24 protein-coding genes are annotated in these 24,875 nt (G+C 71.3%); 16 read left to right on the forward strand and 8 right to left on the reverse strand.

Going from position 1 to position 24,875, the window contains the following annotated elements; translation table 11 throughout:
* Window positions 1-6 precede the first annotated feature (6 nt).
* Genes H7827_RS17365 through nuoN form a run of 13 tightly spaced genes read left to right on the forward strand, consistent with a single transcriptional unit; the run spans window position 7 to window position 15,829 of the window.
* Window positions 7-561, forward strand: coding sequence for a NuoB/complex I 20 kDa subunit family protein (locus H7827_RS17365; protein ID WP_030736575.1), 555 nt, complete (start codon window positions 7-9; stop codon window positions 559-561).
* Entirely contained in the window at window positions 558-1,298 is a 741-nt protein-coding gene (locus tag H7827_RS17370) for an NADH-quinone oxidoreductase subunit C (protein WP_030736572.1), read from the forward strand. The genes H7827_RS17365 and H7827_RS17370 overlap by 4 nt, the downstream gene beginning before the upstream one ends.
* Complete coding sequence (locus tag H7827_RS17375) at window positions 1,298-2,656, forward strand: NADH-quinone oxidoreductase subunit D (protein WP_200366431.1); 1,359 nt, start codon at window positions 1,298-1,300, stop codon at window positions 2,654-2,656. The genes H7827_RS17370 and H7827_RS17375 overlap by 1 nt, the downstream gene beginning before the upstream one ends.
* On the forward strand, window positions 2,653-3,480 hold the full coding sequence (nuoE, locus tag H7827_RS17380) for an NADH-quinone oxidoreductase subunit NuoE (protein WP_262833714.1): 828 nt from the start codon (window positions 2,653-2,655) through the stop codon (window positions 3,478-3,480). The genes H7827_RS17375 and nuoE overlap by 4 nt, the downstream gene beginning before the upstream one ends.
* A complete protein-coding gene (gene nuoF, locus H7827_RS17385) occupies window positions 3,480-4,844 on the forward strand; it encodes an NADH-quinone oxidoreductase subunit NuoF (protein WP_030736563.1) in 1,365 nt (454 codons plus the stop codon). The genes nuoE and nuoF overlap by 1 nt, the downstream gene beginning before the upstream one ends.
* Entirely contained in the window at window positions 4,841-7,354 is a 2,514-nt protein-coding gene (locus H7827_RS17390) for an NADH-quinone oxidoreductase subunit G (protein ID WP_386539204.1), read from the forward strand. The genes nuoF and H7827_RS17390 overlap by 4 nt, the downstream gene beginning before the upstream one ends.
* Window positions 7,354-8,724: an NADH-quinone oxidoreductase subunit NuoH gene (nuoH, locus tag H7827_RS17395; protein ID WP_030736557.1), complete on the forward strand. Its 1,371-nt coding sequence runs from the start codon at window positions 7,354-7,356 to the stop codon at window positions 8,722-8,724. The genes H7827_RS17390 and nuoH overlap by 1 nt, the downstream gene beginning before the upstream one ends.
* Window positions 8,717-9,454 carry an NADH-quinone oxidoreductase subunit NuoI gene (gene nuoI, locus H7827_RS17400; protein ID WP_432746371.1) on the forward strand — a complete coding sequence of 246 codons (738 nt, stop codon included), beginning with the start codon at window positions 8,717-8,719 and terminating at the stop codon, window positions 9,452-9,454. The genes nuoH and nuoI overlap by 8 nt, the downstream gene beginning before the upstream one ends.
* The gene (locus tag H7827_RS17405; RefSeq protein ID WP_432746373.1) at window positions 9,451-10,401 is read left to right on the forward strand and encodes an NADH-quinone oxidoreductase subunit J; all 951 of its coding nucleotides are present in this window, start codon (window positions 9,451-9,453) and stop codon (window positions 10,399-10,401) included. The genes nuoI and H7827_RS17405 overlap by 4 nt, the downstream gene beginning before the upstream one ends.
* Entirely contained in the window at window positions 10,398-10,697 is a 300-nt protein-coding gene (gene nuoK / locus H7827_RS17410; protein WP_030736549.1) for an NADH-quinone oxidoreductase subunit NuoK, read from the forward strand. The genes H7827_RS17405 and nuoK overlap by 4 nt, the downstream gene beginning before the upstream one ends.
* A gap of 12 nt (window positions 10,698-10,709) precedes the next feature.
* Window positions 10,710-12,605, forward strand: coding sequence for an NADH-quinone oxidoreductase subunit L (nuoL, locus tag H7827_RS17415; RefSeq protein WP_030736547.1), 1,896 nt, complete (start codon window positions 10,710-10,712; stop codon window positions 12,603-12,605).
* 1 nt (window position 12,606) lies between these two features.
* On the forward strand, window positions 12,607-14,232 hold the full coding sequence (locus H7827_RS17420) for an NADH-quinone oxidoreductase subunit M (RefSeq protein ID WP_432746376.1): 1,626 nt from the start codon (window positions 12,607-12,609) through the stop codon (window positions 14,230-14,232).
* Window positions 14,225-15,829 carry an NADH-quinone oxidoreductase subunit NuoN gene (gene nuoN, locus H7827_RS17425; protein ID WP_432746378.1) on the forward strand — a complete coding sequence of 535 codons (1,605 nt, stop codon included), beginning with the start codon at window positions 14,225-14,227 and terminating at the stop codon, window positions 15,827-15,829. The genes H7827_RS17420 and nuoN overlap by 8 nt, the downstream gene beginning before the upstream one ends.
* A 103-nt stretch (window positions 15,830-15,932) precedes the next feature.
* Here the strand turns inward: nuoN and H7827_RS17430 are convergent, their stop codons facing one another.
* From H7827_RS17430 to fahA, 5 genes are all read right to left on the reverse strand, one after another.
* Window positions 15,933-16,589, reverse strand: a complete 657-nt coding sequence (locus H7827_RS17430; RefSeq protein WP_432746380.1) for a hypothetical protein — start codon at window positions 16,587-16,589, stop codon at window positions 15,933-15,935.
* A 101-nt stretch (window positions 16,590-16,690) separates the two neighbouring features.
* Window positions 16,691-17,236 (reverse strand): hypothetical protein, encoded by a 546-nt coding sequence (locus H7827_RS17435; RefSeq protein ID WP_386539195.1) that lies wholly within the window; start codon window positions 17,234-17,236, stop codon window positions 16,691-16,693.
* Between the two features lie 49 nt (window positions 17,237-17,285).
* On the reverse strand, window positions 17,286-17,819 hold the full coding sequence (locus H7827_RS17440; protein ID WP_432746382.1) for a hypothetical protein: 534 nt from the start codon (window positions 17,817-17,819) through the stop codon (window positions 17,286-17,288).
* 22 nt (window positions 17,820-17,841) lie between these two features.
* On the reverse strand, window positions 17,842-18,408 hold the full coding sequence (locus H7827_RS17445) for a hypothetical protein (RefSeq protein WP_432746384.1): 567 nt from the start codon (window positions 18,406-18,408) through the stop codon (window positions 17,842-17,844).
* Window positions 18,409-18,779: 371 nt separating this feature from the next.
* On the reverse strand, window positions 18,780-20,093 hold the full coding sequence (fahA, locus tag H7827_RS17450) for a fumarylacetoacetase (protein WP_432746386.1): 1,314 nt from the start codon (window positions 20,091-20,093) through the stop codon (window positions 18,780-18,782).
* A 158-nt stretch (window positions 20,094-20,251) separates the two neighbouring features.
* On the opposite strand from fahA, the gene H7827_RS17455 reads away from it, so the two are divergent.
* Both H7827_RS17455 and H7827_RS17460 read left to right on the forward strand, forming a co-directional pair.
* Complete coding sequence (locus H7827_RS17455) at window positions 20,252-21,262, forward strand: polyprenyl synthetase family protein (protein ID WP_030736527.1); 1,011 nt, start codon at window positions 20,252-20,254, stop codon at window positions 21,260-21,262.
* 257 nt (window positions 21,263-21,519) lie between these two features.
* Window positions 21,520-22,398: a LolA family protein gene (locus H7827_RS17460; RefSeq protein WP_390124246.1), complete on the forward strand. Its 879-nt coding sequence runs from the start codon at window positions 21,520-21,522 to the stop codon at window positions 22,396-22,398.
* A 122-nt stretch (window positions 22,399-22,520) separates the two neighbouring features.
* Here H7827_RS17460 and H7827_RS17465 read toward each other — a convergent pair whose 3' ends face one another.
* Window positions 22,521-22,997, reverse strand: a complete 477-nt coding sequence (locus H7827_RS17465) for a VOC family protein (RefSeq protein WP_386541527.1) — start codon at window positions 22,995-22,997, stop codon at window positions 22,521-22,523.
* Between the two features lie 21 nt (window positions 22,998-23,018).
* Here H7827_RS17465 and H7827_RS17470 point away from each other — a divergent pair, with 21 nt between their 5' ends.
* Entirely contained in the window at window positions 23,019-23,621 is a 603-nt protein-coding gene (locus H7827_RS17470; RefSeq protein ID WP_432746389.1) for a CGNR zinc finger domain-containing protein, read from the forward strand.
* A 100-nt stretch (window positions 23,622-23,721) separates the two neighbouring features.
* On the opposite strand, the gene H7827_RS17475 is transcribed toward H7827_RS17470, so the two are convergent.
* Both H7827_RS17475 and H7827_RS17480 read right to left on the reverse strand, forming a co-directional pair.
* Complete coding sequence (locus H7827_RS17475; RefSeq protein WP_168222760.1) at window positions 23,722-23,895, reverse strand: hypothetical protein; 174 nt, start codon at window positions 23,893-23,895, stop codon at window positions 23,722-23,724.
* Between the two features lie 73 nt (window positions 23,896-23,968).
* Window positions 23,969-24,874 (reverse strand): phosphotransferase family protein, encoded by a 906-nt coding sequence (locus tag H7827_RS17480; protein WP_432746391.1) that lies wholly within the window; start codon window positions 24,872-24,874, stop codon window positions 23,969-23,971.
* Between the last annotated feature and the right edge of the window lies 1 nt (window position 24,875).

Below are 24,875 nucleotides of genomic sequence, written 5' to 3' on the forward strand. Positions count from 1 at the left end.
GTTCCCATGGGTCTCGAAGACAAAATTCCCAGTGGATTCCTGCTGAGCACCGTCGAGCAGCTGGCCGGGCTGTCGCGGAAGTCGTCGGTCTTCCCGGCCACGTTCGGCCTGGCCTGCTGTGCGATCGAGATGATGACGACCGGGGCCGGGCGCTATGACCTGGCCCGTTTCGGTATGGAGGTCTTCCGCGGCTCGCCGCGGCAGGCGGACCTGATGATCGTGGCCGGGCGGGTCAGCCAGAAGATGGCGCCGGTGCTGCGCCAGGTCTACGACCAGATGGCCAACCCCAAGTGGGTCATCTCCATGGGGGTCTGCGCCTCCTCGGGCGGAATGTTCAACAACTACGCGATCGTGCAGGGCGTGGACCACGTGGTGCCGGTCGACATCTATCTGCCGGGATGCCCGCCCCGTCCCGAGATGCTCATGGACGCGATCCTGAAACTGCACCAGAAGATCCGCGAGGAGAAGCTCGGCGTCAACCGCGAGCAGGCCGCCCGGGAGGCGGAGGAGGCCGCGCTGAAGGCCCTCCCCACCATTGAGATGAAGGGGCTGCTGCGATGAGCGACGCCACGAGCGGCCCGCACGGGCGGACCGACGACGAGCGCGCCGGCGGAGTGCCGGCCCCGCGCGGGAACACCGGGGAGACCATCGCCCGGCGGCGCGGGATGTTCGGCGCCAACAACGGCGGGGACACCTCCGGTTACAGCGGACTGCGGCGCACCGTCCGGATGCCCGGCGCCTCCTCCCGCCCCTACGGCGGGTACTTCGACGAGGTCGCCGACGAGCTGGAGGGCGCACTGGAGGAGCAGGGGGTCGACCCGGAGACGGCGATCGAGAAGACCGTCGTCGACCGCGACGAGCTGACCTTCCACATCGCCCGCGCCTATCTGCCCCAGGTCGCCCGGATCCTGCGGGACGACCCCGCGCTGCGGTTCGAGCTGTGCACCGGGGTGAGCGGGGTGCACAACCCCGCCGACACCGGCCGGGAACTGCACGCCGTCTACCACCTGCGCTCGATCACCCACACCCGGCTGATCCGGCTGGAGGTCTCCGTCGCGGACGCCGACCCGCACATCCCGTCCGTCGTCGACATCTACCCGACGAACGACTGGCACGAGCGCGAGACGTTCGACTTCTTCGGCATCGTCTTCGACGGCCACCCCTCGCTCACCCGGATCATGATGCCCGACGACTGGCAGGGCTTCCCGCAGCGCAAGGACTACCCGCTCGGCGGCATCCCCGTCGAGTACAAGGGCGCCCAGATTCCGGCTCCCGACCAGCGGAGGTCGTACAGCTGATGTCCACATCCCACACCACCCAGACCCCGCCCCGGGCGACGGCGTCGGCCGGGGCCCGGGAGACCACCGAGGGGACCGTCTACACCGTCAGCGGCGGTGACTGGGACGAGCTCACCGAAGCCGTGGCCCAGCGGGCCGACGACGAGCGGATCATCGTCAACATGGGTCCCCAGCACCCGTCCACCCACGGGGTGCTGCGGCTGATCCTGGAGATCGACGGCGAGACGGTCACCGAGGCACGCGCCGGGATCGGTTATCTGCACACCGGCATCGAGAAGAACCTTGAATACCGGACGTGGACGCAGGGCACCACCTTCGTCACGCGGATGGATTATCTGACCCCTTTTTACAATGAGGCCGCCTACTGCCTGGGCGTCGAGAAACTGCTCGGCATCACGGACGAGGTGCCCGACCGGGCCACCGTCATCCGCGTGCTGCTGATGGAGCTGAACCGGCTCTCCTCCCACCTGGTGGCCATCGCCACCGGCGGCATGGAGCTGGGCGCCACCACGGTGATGATCTACGGCTTCCGGGACCGCGAGCACTGCCTGGACATCTTCGAGCTCATCACCGGCCTGCGGATGAACAGCGCGTACATCCGCCCCGGCGGGCTCGCCCAGGACCTGCCGCCCGGCGCCATCGAGCAGCTGCGGGACTTCATCCGCAAGATGAAGAAGAACCTCCTCGAGTACGACAAGCTCTGCACCGGGAACCCCGTCTTCAAGGCCCGGCTGACCGACGTCGGCTACCTGGACCTGGCCGGCTGCCTGGCGCTGGGCGCCACCGGGCCCGTGCTGCGCTCCGCCGGACTCCCGCACGACCTGCGCAAGTCCGAGCCGTACTGCGGTTACGAGACGTACGACTTCGAGGTGCCGACCACCGACACCTGCGACGCCATGGGCCGCTTCCTGCTGCGCCTGGAGGAGATGCACCAGTCGCTGAAGATCATGGAGCAGTGCATCGACCGCCTGGAGCCGGGCCCGGTGATGGTCGGCGACAAGAAGATCGCCTGGCCCGCGCAGCTGGCACTCGGCCCCGACGGGCTCGGCAACTCGCTGGACCACATCCGCAACATCATGGGCACCTCCATGGAAGCCCTGATCCACCACTTCAAGCTGGTGACCGAGGGCTTCCGGGTCCCGCCAGGCCAGGTGTACACGGCCGTGGAATCCCCCAAGGGCGAACTCGGCGTGCACATGGTCTCCGACGGCGGCACCCGCCCCTACCGGGTCCACTTCCGCGACCCGTCCTTCACCAACCTCCAGGCGACCGCCGCGATGTGCGAGGGCGGCATGATCGCCGACGTCATCGTCGCGGTGGCCTCCATCGACCCCGTGATGGGAGGAGTCGACCGATGACGGACGTCCAGCTGGGGATGCCCCAGCTCCCCGCGCCCGCCTACCCGGACGAGGTACGGGAGCGGCTGACCGCGGACGCCCGCGAGATCATCGGCCGCTACCCGGACTCCCGTTCGGCGCTGCTGCCGCTGCTGCACCTGGTGCAGTCGGAGGAGGGGTACGTCACCCGCACCGGCATGGGGTTCTGTGCCGACGTGCTCGGGCTGACCACCGCCGAGGTGACCGCGGTGGCCACCTTCTACTCCATGTACCGGCGCAAGCCCTCCGGCGACTACCAGGTCGGGGTGTGCACCAACACCCTGTGCGCGGTGCTCGGCGGGGACGCCATCTTCTCCGCGCTCCAGGAGCACCTGGAGCTGGGCAACGGGGAGACCACCGAGGACGGCAAGGTCACCCTGGAGCACATCGAGTGCAACGCGGCCTGCGACTTCGCCCCCGTGGTGATGATCAACTGGGAGTTCTTCGACAACCAGACCATCGAGTCCGCCAAGAGGCTCGTGGACGATCTGCGGGCCGGCCGCAAGGTGGTGCCGACCCGCGGCGCGCCGCTGTGCGACTTCAAGAAGACCGCCCGCACGCTGGCCGGATTCCCGGACGAGCGGCCGGGCGCCACCGCCGCCGGCGGCAGCGCGGGCCCCGCCTCGCTCGCCGGGCTGCGGCTCGCCAAGGGCGAGGCCGGTCCCGGCCGGGTGGTCACCCAGCGCGGCTCCGCCCCCGCGGGCGAGGAGCCGGCCGGTACCCCCAGTTCGCACGACGCGCCCCAGCAGACCTCGGCCTCCGACCCGCACCACGCGGCCGGACCCACCGCAGAGGAGGGCGAGTGATGACCACCGCTGCCAAGGACGTCCAGCACTCGGGGCCCGAGAAGCTGCTGTCCCCCGTGCTGTCCGCCTTCTGGGACGAGCCGGACTCCTGGACCCTGGACACCTACCGGGCGCACGGCGGGTACCGGGGCCTGCGCAAGGCACTGGACATGGAGCCCGACGAGGTCATCGCCTACGTCAAGGACTCCGGACTGCGCGGCCGCGGCGGGGCCGGGTTCCCCACCGGCATGAAGTGGCAGTTCATCCCGCAGGGCGACGGCAAGCCGCACTACCTCGTCGTCAACGCCGACGAGTCGGAGCCGGGCACCTGCAAGGACATCCCGCTGCTGTTCGCCAACCCGCACTCCCTCATCGAGGGCATCGTGATCGCCTGCTACGCGATCCGCTCCGCGCACGCCTTCATCTACCTGCGCGGCGAGGTGGTCCCCGTCCTGCGGCGGCTGCACGCCGCGGTGGCCGAGGCGTACGCGGCGGGGCTGCTCGGCAAGGACGCGCTGGGGCCCGGCAAGGACCTGGAGCTGACCGTGCACGCCGGGGCCGGCGCGTACATCTGCGGTGAGGAGACCGCGCTGCTCGACTCGCTGGAGGGCCGGCGCGGACAGCCCAGGCTGCGCCCGCCGTTCCCCGCCATCGCGGGTCTGTACGCCAGCCCCACCGTGGTGAACAACGTGGAGTCCATCGCCTCGGTGCCCGCGATCATGGACCGGGGCAAGGACTGGTTCAAGTCGATGGGCAGCGAGAAGTCCCCCGGCTTCACGCTCTACTCGCTCTCGGGGCACGTGGCCTCGCCGGGCCAGTACGAGGCGCCGCTGGGCATCACGCTGCGCGAACTGCTGGAGCTGAGCGGCGGGATGCGCCCCGGGCACCGGCTGAAGTTCTGGACCCCGGGCGGTTCCTCCACCCCGATGTTCACCGACGAACACCTCGATGTGCCGCTGGACTACGAGGGCGTCGGCGCCGCCGGCTCCATGCTCGGCACCAAGGCACTCCAGTGCTTCGACGAGACCACCTGCGTGGTGCGCGCCGTCACCCGCTGGACCGAGTTCTACGCGCACGAGTCCTGCGGCAAGTGCACCCCGTGCCGCGAGGGCACGTACTGGCTGGTGCAGCTGCTGCGCGACATCGAGGCGGGCAAGGGCCGCCCCGGCGACCTCGACAAGCTCGCGGACATCGCGGACAACATCAACGGCAAGTCGTTCTGCGCCCTCGGGGACGGAGCGGCCTCGCCGATCTTCTCGTCGCTCAAGTACTTCCGCGCGGAGTACGAACAGCACGTCACCGGGCGCGGCTGCCCCTTTGACCCCGCCAAGTCCACCGTCTGGGCGGATGACGACGCGAACGCATCTGTGGAGGTGAAGGCATGACGGTCACCACCGACGCCAAGAACGGTGGTGGGCAGGCCGCCAGGCCCGCGGAGGAGGACCTGGTCTCCCTCACGATCGACGGCATCGGGATCTCGGTCCCCAAGGGCACCCTGGTGATCCGCGCCGCCGAACAGCTCGGCATCGAGATCCCCCGGTTCTGCGACCATCCCGCGCTCGACCCGGCCGGCGCCTGCCGGCAGTGCATCGTCGAGGTCGAGGGCCAGCGCAAGCCGATGGCGTCCTGCACCATCACCTGCACCGAGGGCATGGTCGTCAAGACCCAGCTGTCCTCGCCGGTCGCCGAGAAGGCGCAGCGCGGCGTGATGGAACTGCTGCTGATCAACCACCCGCTGGACTGCCCCGTCTGCGACAAGGGCGGCGAGTGCCCCCTGCAGAACCAGGCGATGACCACCGCCGATCCGGAGACCAGGTTCGAGGGCCGCAAGCGGACCTTCGAGAAGCCCATCCCGCTCTCCGCCCAGGTGCTGCTGGACCGCGAACGGTGCGTGCTGTGCGCGCGCTGCACCCGCTTCTCCAACCAGATCGCGGGCGACCCGATCATCGAGATGGTGGACCGGGGCGCGCTCCAGCAGGTGGGCATCGGCGCGGGGGATCCCTTCGAGTCCTACTTCTCCGGCAACACCATCCAGATCTGCCCGGTCGGGGCGCTCACCTCCGCGGCGTACCGCTTCCGCTCCCGGCCCTTCGACCTGGTGTCCTCGCCCGGCGTGTGCGAGCACTGCGCCGGGGGCTGCGGCATCCGCACCGATCACCGGCGCGGCAAGGTCATGCGCCGGCTGGCCGAGGACGTCCCCGAGGTCAACGAGGAATGGATCTGCGACAAGGGGCGGTTCGGCTTCCGGTACGCGCAGCAGCGCGACCGGCTGACGATGCCCCTGGTGCGCAACGCGGAGACCGGCGAGCTGGAGCAGACCAGCTGGCCCGAGGCGCTGGAGGCGGCGGCGCGCGGGCTGACCGCCGGGGCGCGGCGCGGCGCGGCGGTGCTCACCGGCGGCCGGCTGACCGTCGAGGACTCCTACGCGTACGCCAAGTTCGCCCGGGTCGCGCTGCACACCAATGACATCGACTTCCGGGCCCGGGTGCACAGCGCGGAGGAGGCGGCGTTCCTCGCCTCCCAGGTCGCGGGGCGCGGCGTCGATCTGGACGGCACCGAGGGGCTGACCTTCCGGGCGCTGGAGGCGGCGCCGGCCGTGCTGCTGGTGGGCTTCGAGTCGGAGGAGGAGGCGCCCAGCGTCTTCCTGCGGCTGCGCAAGGCGCACCGCAAGCACGGGCAGCGGGTGTTCTCGCTGGCCGGGCACATCACCAAGGGCCTGGCGAAGACCGGCGGCACGCTGCTGCCGGCCGCGCCGGGCACCGAGACGGCGTGGCTGGAGGCGCTGGCCTCCGGCTCCGGCCTCGGCCCGGACGGGAGCGCGGCGCGCGAGGCGATCGGCGCCGAGGGCGCGGTGATCGTGGTCGGCGAGCGGCTGGCCGGGGTCACCGGCGGGTTCACCGCCGCCGTGGCACTGGCCGGTTCCAGCGGGGCGCGGCTGGTGTGGATCCCGCGCCGCTCCGGTGAGCGGGGCGCCATCGAGACCGGCGCGCTGCCCGGGCTGCTGCCCGGCGGACGGCCGGCCGACGACGCGCGGGCCCGCCGGGAGATCGCCGCCGCCTGGGGCGTCGCGGCGCTGCCGGACCGGCCGGGCCGGGACACCGGGGCGATCATCGAGGCCACGGCCGCCGGGGAGATCGGCGCGCTGGTGACCGGCGGGGTCGAGGTGGCGGATCTGCCCGATCCGGCGCTGGCCCGGCGGGCGCTGGACACCGTCGCCGCCGACGGGTTCCTCGTGTCGCTGGAACTGCGGCCCTCCGAGATCACCGACCGCGCCCACGTGGTGCTGCCGGTGGCGGCCGTGGTGGAGAAGGGCGGCACCTTCCTCAACTGGGAGGGCCGGGTACGGCCGTTCGAGCCCGCCGTGAAGCCCGACCAGATGACGCGGCGCCTGGTGCAGACCGACTCCCGCGCGCTGAACATGCTCGCGGACGCCATGGACGTCCACCTCGGGCTGCCCGATCTGCCCACCATCCGGGCCGAGATCGACGGACTGGAGCCGTGGGGCGGCGATCTGCCGCTGGGCCCGACCGCCACCCCCGTGGAACTGCCCAGCCCGGAACCCGGCGAGGCCGTCCTGGCCGGGCACCGGATGCTGCTGGACCAGGGCCTGCTGCAGCAGGGCGACGCGGCGCTGGCCGGCACCCGGCACGCCACCGTCGCCCGGCTGTCCGCCGCCACCGCCCAGGAGGCGGGGGTCGCGGACGGGCAGCCGCTGACCGTGACCGGCCCGGCCGGATCGCTGGTCCTGCCGCTGGCCGTGACCGAGGAGCTGCCGGACCGGGTCGTGTGGCTGCCGCTCAACTCGACCGGCGGCGGCGTGTACTCCGACCTCGGTGCCGTACCCGGGACCGTCGTCACCATCGGCGCGACGACCGCTGAGGAGGTGAACGCCTGATGCGTACGACAACCCTCGCCCAGGAGGCGGATCTGTCGATGTTCGGGGGTGACCCCTTCTGGCTGATCCTGCTCAAGGCCGTGTTCGCCTTCGCCTTCCTCCTGCTGACGGTGCTGATCTGCATCGTCATGGAGCGCAAGGTGCTCGGCTGGATGCAGCTGCGGATCGGCCCCAACCGGCACGGTCCGTGGGGCATGCTCCAGTCCCTGTTCGACGGCATCAAGCTGATGCTGAAGGAGGACATCGTCGTCAAGGGCGCGGACAAGGTGCTCTTCATCCTGGCCCCGGCCCTGGCGACGATCCCCGCGTTCATGGCCGTGGCGGTCATCCCGTTCGGGCCGGCCGACGACCCGGTGAGCATCTTCGGCACCAGCACGGTGCTGCAGCTCACCGATCTGCCGGTGGCGCTGCTGCTGGTGCTGGCCACCGCCGCGATCACCGTGTACGGCACGGTGCTGGCCGGCTGGTCCTCCAACTCCACCTATCCGCTGCTGGGCGGGGTGCGGGCCACGGCGCAGGTCATCTCGTACGAGGTGGCCATGGGCCTCAGCTTCGCCGCCGTCTTCCTGTACTCCGGGACGATGTCCACCTCGGGCATCGTGGACGCGCAGAGCGACCGCTGGTTCATGGTGCTGCTGCCGGTGTCCTTCCTGATCTACACGGTGGCGATGGTCGGCGAGTCGCACCGGCTGCCGTTCGACATGCCGGAGTCCGAGGGCGACCTGGTGGGCGGCTACCTCACCGAGTACTCGTCCATCAAGTTCGCGTTCTTCATGATGTCCGAGTACATCCACATGGTCATCGTCTCCATGCTGATGGTGACCCTCTTCCTGGGCGGCTGGCGGGCCCCGGCGCCGCTGAGCTTCTGGGAGGGCGCCAACTCCGGTTGGTGGCCGATGCTGTGGTTCACCCTCAAGATGCTGGCCGTCATCTTCGTCTTCGTCTGGGCCCGGGCCTCGCTGCCGCGGGTGCGCTACGACCAGCTCATGAAGCTCGGCTGGAAGGTGCTGATCCCGGTCGCGCTGGTGTGGCTGATGCTGGTCGCCACCGTGCGCGGCATGCAGAACGAGGGCTACGGCTTCCGCGACATCGTCCTGTGGGTGGTCGGCGGCGTCATCTGCCTGCTGCTCGTCTCCTTCGTCGTGGACATCTTCCGCGACCGCGCCGACGAGAAGCGCGCCGCCGAGGAGGCGGACCGCGCCGAGGAGCCGTTCGACCCGATGGCGGGCGGGTTCCCCGTACCGCCGCTGCCGGGGCAGACCCTGCCACCGGTGCCCCGCCGGCCCTCGCGCGGGCCCACGGCGGGCGTCGCGGCGAGCGACACCGCGGATACCGAGGCAACCCAAGGAAAGGAGGGCGACGGTGCCTGAGTTCCGGAATCCCGTGGGCGGCTTCGGCGTGACCTTCAAGGCCATGTTCAAGAAGCGCCTGACCGAGCAGTACCCGGAGGAGAAGAAGCCCACCGCGCCGCGCTTCCACGGCCGGCACCAGCTCAACCGTCACCCCGACGGTCTGGAGAAGTGCATCGGCTGTGAGCTGTGCGCCTGGGCCTGTCCCGCCGACGCCATCTATGTGGAGGGCGCCGACAACACCGAGGAGGAGCGCTACTCCCCGGGTGAGCGGTACGGCCGGGTCTACCAGATCAACTACCTGCGCTGCATCCTGTGCGGCCTGTGCGTCGAGGCGTGCCCCACCCGGGCGCTGACCATGACCAACGAGTACGAGCTGGCCGACCGCACCCGCGCCTCCCTGATCTTCACCAAGGAGGAGCTGCTGGCCGGCCTGCAGGACGGCATGGTCGACTCGCCGCACGCCATCTACCCCGGCGCCGACGAGCAGACGTACTACCGGGGCGAGGTGAAGGCCGCGGCGCCCGGGACCGAACGCCAGGTGGCGCGGTCCAAGGGCGAGCAGCCCCCGGCGGACGAGGACGACGCCCTGGCGGCGGCGTCCCGGCTGCAGGACCCTTCCCCAAGCTCTTCGAGCAGGGGATACCCCAACCCAAGCTCTTCGAGCAGGGGATACCCCAACCCAAGCTCTTCGAGCAGGGGATACCCCAAGGGCGGCGCGGGCGACTCCGGTTCGGGGGTGCGGGCATGAACGCCCTGACCACCCTGGCCGCGGAGAGCTCCACCTCCTCCGGTGAGGCGGTGCAGTTCTGGATCCTGGCCCCGATCGCGGTGGCCGGCGGCCTCGGCACGGTGCTGATGCGGCGCGCGGTGTACTCCGCGCTCTGCCTGGCCGGCACCATGATCATCCTGGCGCTGTTCTACCTGGCCAACGGCGCCTACTTCCTCGGCGTGGTGCAGATCGTCGTCTACACCGGCGCCGTGATGATGCTGTTCCTGTTCGTCCTGATGCTGGTCGGGGTGAGCGCGGCGGACTCCCTGAAGGAGACGCTCAAGGGACAGCGCTGGCTGGCCGCCGGGCTCGGCCTGGGGCTCGGCATCCTGCTGATCGCCGGCATCGGGCAGGCCGCGGGCGGCTCGTTCACCGGCCTCGGCCAGGCGAACGCCGGCGGCAACGTGCAGGGCCTGGCCTCGCTGCTGTTCACCCGCTACGTGGTGGCCTTCGAGGTCACCGGCATCCTGCTGACGATCGCCGCCGTGGGCGCCACCATGCTCACCCACCGCGAGCGGATCGAGCGCAACAAGACGCAGCGCGAGCAGTCGATCGACCGGATCAAGAACGCCACGCACGTCCCGCCGCTGCCCGCGCCGGGCGTGTACGCGCGGCACAACGGGGTGGACATCCCCGGCCTGCTGCCCGACGGCACCCCCTCCGAGCTGAGCGTCAGCGCCACCCTGCGCGGACGCGGCCAGATCCGGGAGGTGCACCGCGAGGCGCTGCGCGACCTGACCGCGCTGGAACAGCGGACCGCCACCTACCACGGTCAGCCGCGCCAGCACGGCATCAACGGCGACGTGAACGGCGGCGGTGAGGCCAACGGCAACGGCAACGGCAACGGCAACGGCAACGGCACGAGCGTGGCCACCGTCAACGGCGGCACCAAGGACAGCGAAGAGTCCGGGGAGGAGAACCGGTGAGCCCGGACAACTATCTGTATCTGGCGGCGCTGCTGTTCACCCTCGGCGCCTGCGGGGTCCTGCTGCGGCGGAACGCCATCGTCGTGTTCATGTGCATCGAGCTGATGCTGAACGCCAGCAACCTCGCGCTGGTCGCGTTCTCCCGGATGCACGGCAATCTCGACGGCCAGATCCTGGCGTTCTTCGTCATGGTCGTCGCCGCCGCCGAGGTCGTGGTCGGGCTCGCGATCATCGTCATGGTCTACCGGTCCCGCCACTCGGCCTCGGTCGACGACGCCTCACTGATGAAGCTGTAAGGGGTAATACCAGTGGAGTCATTGATCGGACTGCTCGTCGCGGCACCGCTGCTCGGCGCGCTGGTGCTGCTCGTGGGCGGCCGGCGGCTCGACCGTACGGGCCACTGGCTCGGTACCGGCCTGGCCTTCGTGTCCTTCGCCCTCGCGGCGGTGCTGTTCTTCGAACTGCTGGGCAGGGCGGACGGCGACCGCACCCTGCACCAGCATCTGTTCAGCTGGATTCCGGTGGCCGGTTTCCAGGCGGACGTGGCCTTCCAGCTCGACCAGCTGTCGATGACGTTCGCGCTGCTCATCACGGGTGTCGGCTCGCTGATCCATGTGTACTCCGTCGGTTACATGGAGCACGACCCGCGCCGGCGGCGGTTCTTCGGCTATCTCAACCTGTTCCTCGCCGCCATGCTGCTGCTGGTCCTGGCCGACAACTACCTGCTGCTGTACGCCGGCTGGGAGGGTGTGGGTCTCGCCTCCTACCTGCTGATCGGGTTCTGGCAGGACCGGCCGAGCGCGGCCACCGCGGCGAAGAAGGCGTTCATCGTCAACCGGGTCGGCGACATCGGCCTGTCCATCGCGATCATGCTGATGTTCACCACCTTCGGCACCTTCGCCTTCGGCCCCGTGCTTTCGAGCGCGGCGGACACCGGCGAGGGCACGCTCACCGCGATCGGGCTGATGCTGCTGCTGGCCGCCTGCGGCAAGTCGGCGCAGGTGCCGCTCCAGTCCTGGCTCGGTGACGCGATGGAGGGCCCGACCCCGGTCTCGGCCCTGATCCACGCGGCCACCATGGTGACCGCCGGGGTCTACCTGGTGGTGCGCTCCGGCGCGATCTTCAACGCGGCGCCCGACGCGCAGACCGTCGTCATCGTGGTCGGCGCCGTCACGCTCGTCTTCGGTGCGATCGTCGGTTGCGCCAAGGACGACATCAAGAAGGCGCTGGCCGGCTCGACGATGTCGCAGATCGGCTACATGATGCTGGCCGCCGGGCTCGGCCCGATCGGCTACGCCTTCGCGATCATGCACCTGGTGACGCACGGCTTCTTCAAGGCGGGCCTGTTCCTGGGCGCCGGCTCGGTCATGCACGGCATGAACGACGAGGTCGACATGCGCAAGTACGGCGGCCTGCGGAAGTACATGCCGGTCACCTTCGTGACCTTCGGCCTCGCCTACCTGGCGATCATCGGCTTCCCGTATCTGTCCGGGTTCTTCTCCAAGGACGAGATCATCTACGCCGGGTTCTCCAAGGGCGGCACGCAGGGCTGGATCCTGGGCTCGGTGATGCTGCTGGGCGCGGCGCTCACCGCGTACTACATGACGCGCATCATGCTGCTGACGTTCTTCGGCGAGAAGCGCTGGCAGCCGGACGCCGCCGGGAAGCAGCCGCACCCGCACGAGTCGCCCGCCACCATGACGATCCCCATGATCGTGCTGGCGATCGGCTCGGTCGGCGCGGGCTTCGCGTTCAACCTGAACGAGTCCTTCGCGCACTGGCTGGAGCCGGTCACCGGTCTGGCGCACGGCGACTCCCCGGTCGGGCACGGCACCGTGTCGCTGGCGGCCACCGCCGTGATGGTGATCGGCGTCGGGGTCGCGTACCTCCAGTACGGGCGGCGGCCGGCGCCGGTGGTGGCACCGCGCGGCAGCTTCGTCACCCGGGCGGCGCGCCGCGACCTGCTCCAGGACGACTTCAACCACGCCGCGTTCGTCACACCGGGCACGTATCTCACCCGGGGCCTGGTGTACGTCGACCACAAGCTGGTGGACGGCGTCGTCAACGGGCTGGCCGCCGCGTTCGGCGGTATGTCCGGGCGGCTGCGGCGGGTCCAGAACGGATATGCCCGCAGTTACGCGGTCTCGATGTTCGGCGGTGCGGCGATCCTGATCGCCGTGACCCTGCTGATGAGGGCGGTCTGAGATGTCATTTCCCCTGCTGACGGCCACGGCCCTGGCCCCCGCCATCGGCGCGGTGGCCACGGCCGCGGTGCCCGCGGCGCGCCGCACCCTCGCCAAGTGGACGGCGCTGGGCTTCTCCGTGCTGACGGTGGTGTTCGCGGCGGCGGTGCTGCTGCGCTTCGACACCGGGCCCGGCGCCGACCGGTATCAGCTGACCGAATCCCTCACCTGGATCAGGGACTTCGGGGTCACCTACGAGCTGGGTGTGGACGGCATCGGTGTCGCCCTGATCGGGCTCACCGCGATCGTGATCCCGTTCCTGATCGGGGCCGGCTGGAACGACGCGGACCCGAAGGAGGGCGAGACACCCCAGGGCAAGCGGTGGCGGCCCACCCAGGGTTTCTTCGCACTGATCCTGCTGGTCGAGGCCATGGTCATCATGTCCTTCGCCGCCACCGACATCTTCCTCTTCTACATCTTCTTCGAAGCCATGCTCATCCCGATGTACTTCCTCATCGGCGGCTTCGGGGACCGGGCCGGCGAGCACGACGAGGAGGGGCAGGCGCGGCAGCGTTCGTACGCCGCGGTCAAGTTCCTGCTGTACAACCTCGCCGGCGGTCTGGTGATGCTGGCGGCGGTGATCGGCCTATGGGTCGCCACCAACGACCAGCTGGGCAACGGCACGTTCTCGCTGACGGCCATCGCGGACGCCAAGGCGGCCGGTGAGCTGACCTTCGGCACCGGCACCGAACGCTGGCTGTTCCTGGGCTTCTTCTTCGCCTTCGCCATCAAGGCCCCGCTGTGGCCGCTGCACACCTGGCTGCCGAACGCGATGGGCGAGTCGACGGCCCCGGTGGCGGTGCTCATCACGGCGGTCGTCGACAAGGTCGGCACCTTCGCGATGCTGCGGTTCTGCCTCGGCCTCTTCCCCGAGGCGAGCACCTGGGCCACCCCGGCGGTCATCGTGCTGTCGCTGGTGAGCATCGTGTACGGGGCGCTGCTGGCGCTCGGCCAGCGGGACATGAAGCGGCTGATCGCGTACGCCTCGATCTCCCACTTCGGGTTCATCGTGCTGGGCATCTTCGTGATGACCAGCCAGGGCCACTCCGGGGCCACGCTGTACATGATCAACCACGGGATCGCGACGGCCGCCCTGATGCTGGTGGCGGGCTTCCTGATCTCGCGGCGCGGCTCGCGGCTCATCGCCGACTACGGCGGGGTGCAGAAGACGGCGCCGGTGCTGGCGGGCACCTTCCTCATCGGCGGTCTCGCCACCCTGTCGCTGCCGGGCCTTGGCCCGTTCGTCAGCGAGTTCCTGGTGCTGGTGGGCACGTTCAGCCGGTACAAGACCGCCGGGATCATCGCCACGGTGGGCATCGTGCTCGCGGCGCTGTACGTCCTGGTGCTGTACCAGCGGACCATGACCGGCCCCCTGAAGCCCGGCCTGGAGAAGCTGCCCGACCTGCGCATGCGGGAACTGGCGGTGGTGGCCCCGCTGATCGCCCTGCTGATCTTCCTCGGGGTCTACCCGAAGCCGGTCACCGATCTCGTGAACCCAGCTGTCGAACACACGCTGTCGGACGTCAACAAGACCGATCCGCAGCCGGACGTGACCGTGACCGAAGCGGAGGGCGCCTCCCATGAATGATCTTCAGGCTCCTTCGATCGAATGGCTGGCGCTGCTGCCGAGCCTGATCGTGTTCGGCGTCGCCGTCATCGGGGTGCTGATCGAGGCGTTCGCGCCCCGGTCGGCCCGGTACGGGACGCAACTGGTGCTGACCACCCTCGGGTTCGCCGCGGCGTTCGCCGCGGTGGTGGGCCTGGCGGCGGGCGGGCACGCCACGGACAAGGCGCAGATCGCGGGCATGGGCTCGCTGGCGGTGGACGGGCCCGCGCTGTTCCTCCAGGGTGTGATCCTGCTGGTGGGGCTGCTGTCGGTGTTCCTGTTCGCGGAGCGGCGTCTGGAACCGGCCAAGCACGGCGCGCCGGTGGACTCGTTCGCCGCGCAGGCGGCGGCGGTGCCGGGCGGTGAGGCCGAACAGGAGGCCGTGCGCGCCGGGCACATGACCACCGAGATCTTCCCGCTGCTGCTGTTCGCGGTCGGCGGCATGCTGCTCTTCCCGGCGGCCAACGATCTGCTGGTGCTGTTCATCGCGCTGGAAGTGCTGTCGCTGCCGCTGTACCTGCTGTGCGCGCTCGCGCGCCGCAAGCGGCTGCTGTCGCAGGAGGCGGCGGTCAAGTACTTCCTGCTGGGCGCGTTCGCCTCCGCGTTCCTGCTGTTCGGCATCGCCCTGCTGTACGGGTACGCCGGGACCGTCACCTACGCCGGGATCGCCGAGGTCATCGGCGGGGCGCCGGCCGCTCTCGACCCGGGGCTCGCCTCGACGATGGGCAATGACGCGCTGCTGCTGATCGGCGGTGCGCTGGTGGTGATGGGCCTGCTGTTCAAGGTCGGCGCGGTGCCCTTCCACATGTGGACCCCGGACGTGTACCAGGGGGCCCCGACCCCGGTGACCGGCTTCATGGCGGCGGGGACCAAGGTGGCGGCGTTCGGCGCGCTGCTGCGGCTGCTGTACGTGGCGCTGGACGGCACCCGGTGGGACTGGGAGCCGGTGCTGTGGGGCGTGGCCATCGCGTCGATGGTGGCCGGTGCGGTCATCGCCATCACCCAGACCGACGTGAAGCGGCTGCTGGCGTACTCCTCGATCGCGCACGCCGGGTTCATCCTGGCGGGTGTGGTGGCGGTCAGCGAGGACGGCGTGTCCTCGGTGCTGTTCTACCTGGCGGCGTACTCGTTCGTGACGCTCGGCGCCTTCGCCGTGGTCACGCTGGTGCGGGACGCGGGCGGCGAGGCCACACACCTGTCGAAGTGGGCCGGGCTCGGGCGGCGTTCGCCGCTGCTGGCCGGGGTGTTCGCGCTGTTCCTGCTGGCCTTCGCGGGCATTCCGCTGACCTCCGGGTTCGCCGGGAAGTTCGCGGTGTTCCGGGCGGCGGCGGACGCCGGGGCGATGGGCCTGGTCATCACGGGTGTGGCGGCCTCGGCGATCGCGGCGTTCTTCTACGTACGGGTGATCGTGCTGATGTTCTTCAGCGAGCCGAAGGCCGACGGTCCCTCGGTGGTGATCCCGAGCCCGCTGACCTCCTCGGTGGTGGGTCTGGCCGCGGTGGTCACGCTGGTGCTGGGCATCGCGCCGCAGTACTTCCTGGATCTGGCCGGTCAGGCCGGGGTGTTCGTGCTGCGGTAGGCCGGGCACGCCCGTGCTCACGCGGCGGTGGCCGCCCCGGACTCCGGGGCGGCCACCGTGCGTTCCGGGCTGTTCTTCCCCTGCCCCGCCGGGTGAGGGAGCGTCAGAAATCCTCCCAGCTGCTGAACCAGAAGTAGTCGGCGCTGCGGTCCTCGTCCCGCCACTCGGCGGTGACCTTCTCCTCGCCGTGGACGGTGAGGTCCACCCAGATGACCTCTTCGGCCTCCTCGTCGCACACCAGCATCGTGTAGTAGTCGAAGCCGGGGTCGAACGAGTCGAAGAGCAGGCCGTAGCACTCCTCGGCGGTGTTGACGTCGGCGTAGTCGGTGCGGGCGAGACCCGTGGGGCTCTCGCTCTGCGAGGTGAAGCCGAACGCCGTGTTGTCGTTGGCGGCCCACACCCCGTGGATGTCGGCCCCGGTGTCGCCGCTGCCGCTGCCGCTGCCGCTGCCGCTGCCGCTCCCGCCCCCGTCGCGGTCCGCGGACTCCTCGCGGTCGTCCTGCGAGGCGTCCGGGTCGGCGGAATCACCCGGAATACCGGGAACATCGAAGTCCCCGAAGTCGTCCGGATCGATCAGTGGCTTCTCCCACCAGGAGCCGAGCTGGTCCATGATCTCGCGGGCGGCCTCGTTCTCCGCCGGTGGCGCGGTGCTCTCCCGGGCGAGCGGGCCGGAGTCGCCTCCGCCGCTCGAACAGCCGGCCGCGAGCAGGGTGGTGGCCAGCACCACTCCCGTCCCCGCGGTGCGTGTCCATGTGCGCATCGATGAGCCCCCCTCATACGTTGCCGGCACTGCGTGGTGCGATGTGCATGGCCCGGGCCCCTGGTGGGGCTCCGGGCCATGATGCGCTGCCTGGTGTGCCGTCAGCCGCCGGGCTTCAGGTCCGGATCCGGACCGAGGTCCAGGTCCGCCAGGTCGGGCATCTCGGACAGGTCCGGGATCAGGTTCTCCAGATCCTGGAAGTCGTCCGCCCGCTTGTAGACGTGCGTCTCGCCGGAGGACCAGGAGACCGTCAGCGTCCCGCCGTCGAGGTCGACGGCGCCGGGGCCGAGGTCCCGGCAGTCCTCCATGGCGAGATGACCGGCCGCGAAGGCGCCCGTGCAGGTGCGTTCCTCGGCCAGGTCCGAGAAGGACACCAGCCCGCTCATGACGACCATGAAGCTGTCGTCGGGCTCGTAGCCGGTGATCCAGGAGCCCTCGAGATCGGCGGCGGTCAGGCCGGTGTCCCCGGACGGGGTGTCGCCCTCGGAGCCGCCCGCGGCGTCACCGGGCTGCCCGCCGCTGCCGTTGTCGCCGGAGGCGTCGCCGCCCCCGTCGGCGGAGCCGCCGCTGTCGCCGCCGCAGCCGGCCAGGAGCAGGGCCACCGCCGCTGCGGCGGCGGGCACCGCCAATCGTCCTGCCTTACGCATGGATCCCCCGTTGATCACGTGCATGCGGTCGTTTCTCACCCCGGCCGGGTCAGAAGTCGAGTTCGAGGCCGCCCATGTCGCCACCCAGGTCACCGAGGTCGAGGTCCTCCAGGCCCGGGATCTTGTTGTACGTCTCGGTGGTGCCACTGGACCAGGCGACCTGGAGCGTGTCGCCGTCCAGGGCCAGGGTGCCCTCGGTGAAGTCGGAGCCCAGCAGGCACTCCAGGGTCACCGTGCCGTCGGTGACGGTCCCGCTGCACAGGTCCGCCTCCTCCGCACTCAGCGGCACCGCCATGGTGGCTTCCTCGGCGGAGAAGATCAGGGTGTTGGCCTCCGCGCCGGACAGGTCGGCGGTCCACCAGCCCTCGAGCTCCGCCGCGCTGGGCGCCTCGCCCGCCGGGGCGTCGTCCGCCGCGTCATCGGCGGCGTCGTCGGCCGCGTCGTCGCCACCGCCGGTGGTGGACTCCTGCTGGGAGTCGTTGCCCTTGGCGTCGTCGTCCTTGGAGTCGCTGCCGCACCCGGTCAGGATGAGAGCCGCCGCCGCTATCGCGGCGGGAGCGGCGAGCCGTACTGCCTTACGCATGAGAGATTCTCCTCGGGGTGGATCAGAAATCGAGTGCGGCGTCGAGCAGGGCTTCGAGGCTCGTGCTGTCGGTGAACTCGGCGCCCGCGAGGGCCTCTTCGAAGCCGAGCCCCTCGATCTTGGTGAAGCTCTCGGTGGCCCCGTCGGCCCAGACGACATTGAGGGCGTCACCGTCGAGGGCGAGCGTGCCGTCGGTCCAGCTGCCGCCGTCGACGCAGTCGAGGGACAGCGTGCCGTCGCTCACCGTGCCGAAGCACTCGTCGGCCAGTTCGGAGCCAGTGGGTGCGTAGGCCGTGGAACCCGTGTCACTGAACATGAAGATCGCGGACTCGTCGCCCTCGTCCACAATGCCCCACATGCCCACAAGGTCCTCACCCGTGGGAGCGTCACCGGCAGGCGCCTCGGTGTCCGCGTCGGCGTCCGTGCCGTCGTCCGTGTCCGTCCCGGTGTCGCCGCCGGTGGTGGACTCCTGCTGGGAGTCGCCGCCCTTGGCGTCGTCCTTGGAGTCGCTGTCGCCGCCGCACCCGGTCAGGATCAGGGCGGCCACCGCGATCGCCGCGGGAGCGGCCAACCGTACTGCCTTGCGCATGTGTTCCCCTCATGCAGTGATGTGAGGGCACTTTATCCGGAGCCAACGACAGTCCCGACGAAAAGGGGCGCGATCATCACATCGGTTACGCACCTATTGCGGTGGCGATTCCGCCCCGATACCTCGGGGCGGTCCGGTGCCGGGGCACGGTCGGGCCGGACGGACACCTCCGGCGACCCGGCGGGCCGGGCGGGGCAGCGGGGAACGCCGGGCCCGATGGTGCCGGGAACGAAGTCCACGCCGTCCGGACCGGGTTGACGCCGACCCCCGCAGGGGCACACGGCCGGCCACCCCTCCGGGCCCTCCACATGACGCCGCCGATCGTGCGACCGGCCCGCCGGGCCGGACGCACGACGTACGACCGGGTTCCGCTACGCGATGCCGCCGTCCGGGGCGGCGGCGGGCGGTGCCCCCCGGGTCGGCTCGATCCGGCCGGTCACCTCGCCCAGGCCGATCCGGCTGCCCCCGGGCCCCGGCGCCCAGGCGCTCAGCGTCACCTCGTCGCCGTCCGCCAAGAAGGTGCGCTCGCCGCCCGCGCCGGCCGGCAGCCGCAGCGGCTCCGAGCCGCTCCAGGTCAGTTCGAGCAACGAGCCCCGCTCGCCCGGCTCCGGTCCCGAGACGGTGCCGGAGGCGAACAGGTCACCGGTGCGCAGGCTCGCGCCGTTCGCCGTGAGATGGGCCAGCTGCTGGGCGGCCGTCCAGTACATGGACGAGAACGGCGGCTCGCTGATGAGTTCGCCGTTCAGGCGGACCGACAGCCGCAGGTCGTACCCCTGCGGCTCGGCGCCGGGGCCCGTGTCGTCCAGGTACGGCAGCAGCGGGTGGCTGCGCGGCGGCGGGGCCACCGCGGCGTGCTCCAGGGCCTCCAGCGGCGTGATCCAGGGCGAGAGCGAGGTCGCGAAGGACTTGCCGAGGAACGGGCCCAGCGGCACGTACTCCCAGGCCTGGATGTCGCGCGCGGACCAGTCGTTGAGCAGCGCCACGCCGAAGACGTGGTCGCGGAAGGCGGACCTGGGCACCGGCTCGCCCGGCGTCGACGGGGTGCCGACGACGAAACCGACCTCCGCCTCGATGTCCAGGCGGCGGCTGGGGCCGAAGTCGGGGGCATCGGCGCCCGGGGGCCTGCGCTGGCCCGAGGGGCGGACCACCGGCGTGCCGGAGACCACGACGGTGCCGGCGCGGCCGTGGTAACCGATCGGCAGATGCTTCCAGTTCGGGGTGAGCGGCTCGCCGTCCGGACGGAACATCCGGCCGACGTTGGCGGCGTGGTGTTCGCTGGCGTAGAAGTCGACGTAATCGGCCACCTCGAAGGGGAGGTGGAAGACCGGGGCAGGGGATTCAGCGGCCGGGTGGAGGGGGAGAAGCAGCGGGGAAACGGTTTCCCGGTGCGCCGGGTTGCCGAGCCAGTCGCGCAGGGCGGCGCGTACGGACTGCCACACCGGCCGTCCGGCGGCCAGCAGCGGGCCCAGGGAGGGGGCCTGGAGCAGCGGGGTGTGGGGTGAGCCGAGGGCGCGGGCGGCCGCGCCGGCGTCCAGGACGTGGTCGCCGTACCGGACTCCGATCCGGCGCCGGGTGGGATCGCCCGTGGCGGCGGGGGTGTCCGGGCCACCGGGGGAGCCGGGCGTGCTGAACACTCCGTACGGCAAGTTGTCGAGACCGAAGAGATCCTGGGGAGTGACGGCCATGCGGTGCCTCGCCTTCGAGGTCGTCGGTTACGGGGCGGGGACAGCGTATGCCGGGTCGCTTGACGGGTACGCGCCGCTGATGGGGATGTGCCCGTGGTGATCCTTTGGTGACCGGCTACGCTGCCCAGGGACATGGCAACGGAGACAGGAGAACGCTCGTGACCGTCGTAGGTCCGTTCGGGGTGAGCGTGCGGGACCAGGCTCTGGAAGTGGACGTCCAGGCCGGTCTGGCGGCTGTCGAGGCGGGTCTGATAGAGGCCACGAAGAGCGATGTCCCCTTCATCACGGAGGCCGCGCAGCATCTGGTACGGGCCGGGGGCAAGCGCTTCCGGCCGCTGCTGGTGATGCTCGCCGCGCGGTTCGGGGATCCGTACGCGCCGGGGGTCGTGCCGGCCGCGGTCGTGGTGGAGCTGACGCATCTGGCGACGCTGTACCACGACGACATCATGGACGAGGCGGAGGTACGGCGCGGGGTGCCCAGCGCCAACGCCCGCTGGGACAACTCGGTGGCGGTGCTGACCGGGGACTTCCTCTTCTCCCGGGCGTCCACGATGGTGGCCGACCTGGGTCCCGCTGCGGTCCGGATCCAGGCCGAGGCGTTCGAGCGGCTGGTGACCGGGCAGTTGCAGGAGACGGCGGGGCCCGGCAAGGGCGAGGACCCGGTGGCCCACTACCTGGATGTGATCGCCGGGAAGACCGGGTCGCTGATCGCGGTGGCCGGGCGCTTCGGGGCGATGATGTCCGGTGCCGACGAGGACGTGGTGGACGTGGTCACGCAGTTCGGCGAACGGATCGGGGTCGCCTTCCAGCTGGCGGACGATGTGCTCGACATCGCCAGCGACGGGGGCGAGTCGGGGAAGACGCCGGGCACCGATCTGCGCGAGGGCGTGCCGACGATGCCGGTGCTGCGGCTGCGGGAGATGGCCGAGCAGGGTGGCGCGGCGCAGGACCGGCGGCTGTGCGAACTGATCGCCGGTGACCTGAGCGACGACGCGCGGCTGGCGGAGGCGCTGGCCGGGCTGCGGGCGCACCCGGCGCTGGAGGCGGCGAAACGCGACACGCTGCGGTTCGCGGACGAGGCGCGAAGATGCCTGGCGCCGCTGCCCGACGGGCCGGCGAAGGCGTCGATGGCCGCGCTGTGCGATCTGGTCGCGGACCGCACGCGGTAGGGCCGTCGCGACGGTGACATGAGGAAGGGGCGGTGCCTGCGCACCGCCCCTTCCTCATGTCCGCGTGTCCCGGAGACCCCCGTGGGGAGAACCCTTACGGGTTTCGTACTCCACGGGCCGGGCCGTCTACTCCGCGGGGAGGAGACGGGAGCCTCCCGGCGAAGGATGTCGAAAGGCCATCCGGCTGGTGCAATTGAGATTGCTTGGGGTGACGGGGGATCGAAGGCCGTTCGCGGACAGATGGGGATGAGAGTGACATGGGACTGAACGCGCGCATCCGCCGGGTGGGACTGCCGGTGGCCGTGGTGGTGGGAGCCGCCGCGATCGGGGCGGGTGTGTGGCCGGCGATCGCCAGCGACGGGGCACCGGACCTGCCCGACGTCTCGGCCGAAGAACTGCTGGTGCGGATCGCGGAGTCCGACACGACGCAACTGTCCGGCACGGTACGGGTCCAGGCCGATCTGGGGTTCTCGGGGGTGGCGGAGCTGGCCCGCGGGCTGGACGGCCCCGCGGGGCGGCTCGCGGATCTGGCGGGCGGCACCAGCACGCTGCGGATCGCCGTGGACGGCCCGGACCGGCAGCGGCTGGCGCTCGTGGAGGGCACCTCGGACCGCTTCGCGCTGATCCACCGCGGCCAGGAGGTCTGGGCGTACGACAGCGACAGCAACATCGCCTACCGGGCCGAGGTTCCGCTGGACGCGGAGCGCGGGGAGCCGGGGGCGGACGAGCTGGGGGTGGCGCCGCAGGTGACCCCGCAGGCGGCGGTGGAGCAACTGCTGGAGCGGGCCGGTGAGGTCGCCGACGTCTCGGTGGACGGCACGGCGCGGGTGGCGGGGCGCAGCGCCTATCAGCTGCTGGTGGAGCCGAAGGACGAGGTGGGCGGCTCGGTGGAGTCGGCCCGGATCTCGGTGGACGCGGAGACGGGCGTGCCGCTGGCGGTGACGATGGTGGGTTCCGACGGGCCGCTGGTGGACCTGGCGTTCTCCCAGATCACCTACGGGCAGCCGTCGGGCGGCAGCTTCGACTTCACCCCGCCGCAGGACGCGACGGTGGTGGACATAGCGGCCGGTGATCCGCTTCCCGGGCTGCTCCCGGACGCGGTGCCGGACTTCCTGGCGGAGCTGCCGGTCCACTGACGGTCCGGCGGGCGGCCCGGCGGGAAGCGGTCGGGCCGGGCGGCCCGGCCGGGGGTGGCCGGGCCGGGTCATGACGTGGCGGAGCAGCCGGCCCGGCACTGATCTGCCGGGGGCCCGGCGGGTCAGGCGGCGCAGAAGAAATTGCCCTCGGGATCGGTCATGATCCACCAGTGGCCGGCCATGCCCTGGTCGACCTCACGGACGCGGGTGGCACCCAGGGTTTCGAGGCGCTCGACGAGTTCGGTGAGGTGGCCGCGCTCACCGTGGACGTCGATGTGCAGCCGGTTCTTGCCGCTGTGCGCACCGCCTTCGGGCACGTTCTGGAACAGGATGCGGTGGCCCTGGCCGATGCCGGTCGCCGGGTCGTAGGGCTCGTCGGGGTGCCGGACGGCGGCGAAGGCGGCCCAGACGCGGCGGCCGTGGTGCTCGGTGAGCGCGTCCTCGTCGATGTGCCCGGCGGCCAGCAGGCCGTCGATGAGGGTGCTGTGGTCCTCGACGGTGTAGCCGAGCGCGCCCGCCCAGAAATCGGCCAGACGGTGGGCGTCGGCCGTGTCGATGACGAGTTTCCAGTGGAGCGCGGGTGTCGCTGCTGCGGTCATGTAACCCGTTATACTGGTTACATGGCTGGCACGGCAACTCACCACGGGATTCCGCTGCGCTCGGGCTCCGGACTGTCCTACCGATTCGACCCCGGGGCACTGGGCTTCGAGCTGCTGCCCACCGGCGGGCCGGACTGGATGGCGCGCTACGAAGTGCTGCACGCCCCCGAGGACCTGCGCCGCTGGGTGGGCCAGAGCCGGCTCGACCCCACTCCGGAGCCGGAGATCGGCGCCGAGGACGTACAAGCCGCCCGGGCCCTGCGGGACGCGCTGTGGCGTATCGGGCTGGCCCGGGTCGCGGGGGAGCGGCCCGCCGACGCCGATCTCGCCACCCTGAACGCGGCGGCCGCGCGTCCGCCCCTGGTGCCGCTGATCGGCCCGGACGGCGCGGCGGGCTGGGCGGCACCGGCCACGGGCGCGCAGGTCCTCTCGACGGTCGCCCGGGACGCGATAGCGGTCCTCACCGGCCCCTGCGCGGACCGGATCCGGATCTGTTCGGGAGACAACTGCGCGCTGATGTACGTGGACACCTCACGGCCCGGACGCCGCCGCTGGTGCGCGATGGAGAACTGCGGCAACCGGCACAAGGTCCGGGCCCACCGCGCCCGGCAGAGCGGCGACTAGCGCCCGTGGCGGCGGTCGCGGGACCGTCCCTGGGCGCGCCCCGTCCCCATCCGGCTCCCGGTCCCCGTCCCGGCGCCGGCGCCGGGGCCCTGCCGGGCCGTCAGCCGGCTGCTCCGGCCGACGGCGTCTCCTCGTCGGGCAGGGGGTGCCCCGGCTCAGGCGGCGCGAGGGCTCGTCCGCACACGGCGTGCGTCCAGTGCACCTCGTCCGCGCTCGCGTCGAACCCCCGCCCGGGCCCCCGCCCCGGGCGCCCCACCGGAGCACGCTGTGTCATGGCTCGCCCACCTCTCTGGTCGGTGTCCGAGAGGGGGATGCCCGGTGCGGGGCCCGGACATGCCCATGACGGTCTAGCGGGAGAGCAGGCCGTCCAGATAGTCCTCCAGGCGGGCTTGGAGGAGGGAAGGGGTGAGGTCGGTGCGGCCCAGGGTGCGCCAGGGGGTGGCGACCTTCTGCGCGTCCGGCGCGTACGCCAGCGCGTCCAGCAGCCGCCAGTAGCGGCGGTCCGCCGCGTCGGCGGACAGGGCGCCGCCGGCCCGCTCGTAGTGGCCGGGGAACGCCAGGCCCGCCGCCGGGCCGTGCAGCAGGGCCAGGGCGGTGGCGCAGTGCGCCACGTCCAGGTCGGCCGGGCCCCAGGAGGTCTCCACCCAGTCGACGACGCCGCTGACGGTGTCCCCGTCGAGGAGCACATTGCCCGGGTGGAAGTCCCGGTGCAGGAACAGCGCCCGGTGCGGCGGCGGTTCGCGGTCGATGGCCGCGATCGCGCGTTCCCACAGGCCGGGGCGGCCGGTGCGCTCGGGGCGGCGCACCCGGGCGGGGGTGGTCCACGGCTGGTACGTGCGCGGCCGGTCCGCCGCGGCGACCGGGAGCCGGTGGATGCGGGCCAGCTGGCCGGCCAGGACGGCGGCGCGGGTCTGCGCGCCCTCGTCGGTGACCCGGACGGAGCCGGGCAGCAGTGTCATCAGCAGCGAGGGGTGTGCGCAGTGCTCGGCCGTCGCGTCCACCGCCAGCAGCCGGGCGGCCGGGATGTCCGTACCGGCCAGCAGCCGCAGGACGTTCGCCTCCCGGGTGAGCAGACCCTCCGCGTGCCGCAGGAAGAACGCGTCGGTGAAGGTGCGCAGCACCAGGCCGCGCCCCGCGGTGGTGGTCAGCCGGCGGATCTCGGAGGTCCAGCCGCCGGCCAGCGGCGTCACCACATCGACGCGTTCGCCGTCCGCCAGATGACGTTCCACCCACTGCCTGGTGCGTTCCCGCATG

This window comes from Streptomyces sp. JH002, from assembly GCF_050916115.1.
Classification (GTDB): domain Bacteria; phylum Actinomycetota; class Actinomycetes; order Streptomycetales; family Streptomycetaceae; genus Streptomyces; species Streptomyces xiamenensis.

Bases quoted from the DNA above. Each gene is read 5' to 3' on its own strand.
- H7827_RS17365 (WP_030736575.1), top strand. From the start codon at position 7: ATGGGTCTCGAAGACAAAATTCCCAGTGGATTCCTGCTGAGCACCGTC.
- H7827_RS17370 (WP_030736572.1), top strand. From the start codon at position 558: ATGAGCGACGCCACGAGCGGCCCGCACGGGCGGACCGACGACGAGCGC.
- H7827_RS17375 (WP_200366431.1), top strand. From the start codon at position 1,298: ATGTCCACATCCCACACCACCCAGACCCCGCCCCGGGCGACGGCGTCG.
- nuoE (WP_262833714.1), top strand. From the start codon at position 2,653: ATGACGGACGTCCAGCTGGGGATGCCCCAGCTCCCCGCGCCCGCCTAC.
- nuoF (WP_030736563.1), top strand. From the start codon at position 3,480: ATGACCACCGCTGCCAAGGACGTCCAGCACTCGGGGCCCGAGAAGCTG.
- H7827_RS17390 (WP_386539204.1), top strand. From the start codon at position 4,841: ATGACGGTCACCACCGACGCCAAGAACGGTGGTGGGCAGGCCGCCAGG.
- nuoH (WP_030736557.1), top strand. From the start codon at position 7,354: ATGCGTACGACAACCCTCGCCCAGGAGGCGGATCTGTCGATGTTCGGG.
- H7827_RS17405 (WP_432746373.1), top strand. From the start codon at position 9,451: ATGAACGCCCTGACCACCCTGGCCGCGGAGAGCTCCACCTCCTCCGGT.
- H7827_RS17420 (WP_432746376.1), top strand. From the start codon at position 12,607: ATGTCATTTCCCCTGCTGACGGCCACGGCCCTGGCCCCCGCCATCGGC.
- nuoN (WP_432746378.1), top strand. From the start codon at position 14,225: ATGAATGATCTTCAGGCTCCTTCGATCGAATGGCTGGCGCTGCTGCCG.
- H7827_RS17430 (WP_432746380.1), bottom strand. From the start codon at position 16,589: ATGCGCACATGGACACGCACCGCGGGGACGGGAGTGGTGCTGGCCACC.
- H7827_RS17435 (WP_386539195.1), bottom strand. From the start codon at position 17,236: ATGCGTAAGGCAGGACGATTGGCGGTGCCCGCCGCCGCAGCGGCGGTG.
- H7827_RS17440 (WP_432746382.1), bottom strand. From the start codon at position 17,819: ATGCGTAAGGCAGTACGGCTCGCCGCTCCCGCCGCGATAGCGGCGGCG.
- H7827_RS17445 (WP_432746384.1), bottom strand. From the start codon at position 18,408: ATGCGCAAGGCAGTACGGTTGGCCGCTCCCGCGGCGATCGCGGTGGCC.
- fahA (WP_432746386.1), bottom strand. From the start codon at position 20,093: ATGGCCGTCACTCCCCAGGATCTCTTCGGTCTCGACAACTTGCCGTAC.
- H7827_RS17460 (WP_390124246.1), top strand. From the start codon at position 21,520: ATGGGACTGAACGCGCGCATCCGCCGGGTGGGACTGCCGGTGGCCGTG.
- H7827_RS17465 (WP_386541527.1), bottom strand. From the start codon at position 22,997: ATGACCGCAGCAGCGACACCCGCGCTCCACTGGAAACTCGTCATCGAC.
- H7827_RS17470 (WP_432746389.1), top strand. From the start codon at position 23,019: ATGGCTGGCACGGCAACTCACCACGGGATTCCGCTGCGCTCGGGCTCC.
- H7827_RS17475 (WP_168222760.1), bottom strand. From the start codon at position 23,895: ATGACACAGCGTGCTCCGGTGGGGCGCCCGGGGCGGGGGCCCGGGCGG.
- H7827_RS17480 (WP_432746391.1), bottom strand. From the start codon at position 24,874: ATGCGGGAACGCACCAGGCAGTGGGTGGAACGTCATCTGGCGGACGGC.